Annotated in this window: 2 protein-coding genes; both read right to left on the bottom strand. The window is 71.8% G+C overall.

Going from position 1 to position 1,767, the window contains the following annotated elements; all coding sequences use genetic code 11:
* The coding region (locus AB0B89_RS36260) for a hypothetical protein (protein WP_358562273.1) at positions 1-478 on the bottom strand (478 nt) is incomplete at its 3' end.
* Positions 475-1,767: NlpC/P60 family protein (locus AB0B89_RS36255; protein ID WP_358562270.1), on the bottom strand; the 1,293-nt coding region annotated here is incomplete at its 5' end. The genes AB0B89_RS36260 and AB0B89_RS36255, both read right to left, overlap by 4 nt.

The following is a 1,767-nucleotide window of genomic DNA, read 5'->3' as shown; positions in this document are numbered from 1 at the left end:
CGACGGTGAGCGTCGTGGGCAGGGTGGTCGAGACGGTCACCGTGTCGGGGGAGTAGCGGCGATGGTCGGCCGCCACCAGGGTCAGCGCCCAGGTGAAGGCGTGCGCGCCGTGGTCCTGCAGGTCCACCCGGTCGGACATGCGGACTGTCGCGACCCGCGACAGGTGCAGCTCGTCGACCCGCAGCTGTAGCGCGGTGCGCGGGTTCACCGCGGCCTTGATGCGGTCCTTGGCCCGCAGCATCTCGACCTGGCTGGGCACGTAGGCCTTGCCGGTCAGGTTGATCACCCGGCTGGCGTAGAACCCGGGCCCCGACCATGCCCCGTCCCCGGCGCTCTTCTCGTTCAGGGTGGGGCGCACCGGCGGGGAGGAGGACCAGCCGTCCTCGGTCTCGACGACCCACAGCACCCCGTAGTCGTCGATGACGTTGCCCTGCCAGGTCGAGATGCTGTACAACGGCGAGTCGGTCTGGGTGCTCACCGCAGCATCACCCCCAGCCGGCGGGCCGCGACCGCGCCGATCTCCTCCTCGGTTTGCCTGGGCTGCGGGTGCACGTGGACCTCCCCGTAACGCACTGGCTGCGGGGTGTTGGTACTGGCGGGACGCATGGCCGGGCCGGCGGCGTTGCGGGAGCCGTACAGGCTGCGGGCGCCGGAGTTGAGCCTGGCCACGGCGCGCTCGCCGCCGAGCAGGTCGACGGCCTCGGGGGTGAGGATCCACTCGCGACGCCCGGTCTTGTTGAGGATGGCGTTCCAGCCGCGCTCGATCGGGCCGCCCTTGTCGGCCAGGAACGAAGCGGGAGGGCGCCCCCAGTGCAGCCCGGGGCGCACCGGGACCTCGCGCACGAAGGAACCCGTGTAGGGCGCCTCAATGATCTTGTTGTTGCCGGAGTACATGGTGACGTGCTCGGGCAGCCCGGTGGAGGAGGAGAAGCTGGTGAAGCCCAGGTCCCCCTCGGCGGGGGTGTCCACGTGCCGGCTCCAGGGCCACTGGGTGTAGGTGGTGCGCGGCATGGCCCGCTTGACCGCCTGGTACCAGCCGTAGCGGACCAGCCCGGAGCAGTCGAACCCGACGGTGTTCGCTCCCCGGCCGATGCCTGTGCTCGGGCCGTCCAGCCCGCCGCCGCCCCAGGAGTACGGCGTGCCGATCCGGGTGCGGGCCGCCGCGACGGCCTTGTGGCCCGGCCCGCCGATCGCGCTCTCCTTGCCGCCGAGCCAGTTCACGAAGGCATCCACGGCGCGGCGGGGCAGGGCGGCCAGTGATTGGGTGAACGGCGACCCGCTCATCTGGTTCTCGACCGCGGCGAGGACCGGGTTGACGACCACCTTGGCCGCGTTCTTGATTCCTTCGGTGAAGAAGTCCTTGCCCTTCTTCAGGAAGGACGCGATGCCGCCGATGATCCCGCCGTCGGCGAAGCCGGGGACCGTCCCGCCGGGGTCGCCGGCGATGCCGAGCGCTCGGACGACGCCTCGGACCCCGCCCTTGCGTGCGGCGTCGTTGGCGTTGCGGATGTACTTCTCGCCCACGACCGCGGTCCACTCGGGCCGCATGACCGCCTCGCCGCCGGACAGATCGAGCGCGCCGCCGGTGGGGGAGACGAAGCGGTGCACGTCGCGGCCGGGGGTGTACCCCGGGAGGACGCCGCCACGGGCGAATCCCTTCGGGAGCGGCACCTTGAGCGCGGCGGCCACGATCACCAGGCTCGTGGTGGCGACGACCTTGGCGCCGAACCGCCGGACCATCTGGGCGCTCAGCGGCGAGAAGATGAG

Origin of the sequence: Sphaerisporangium sp. NPDC049002 (assembly GCF_040649355.1) — a bacterium.
GTDB lineage: Bacteria > Actinomycetota > Actinomycetes > Streptosporangiales > Streptosporangiaceae > Sphaerisporangium.
Note: the sequence above shows the minus strand (reverse complement) of the source record. Positions and strands in the feature narration are given on the sequence as shown.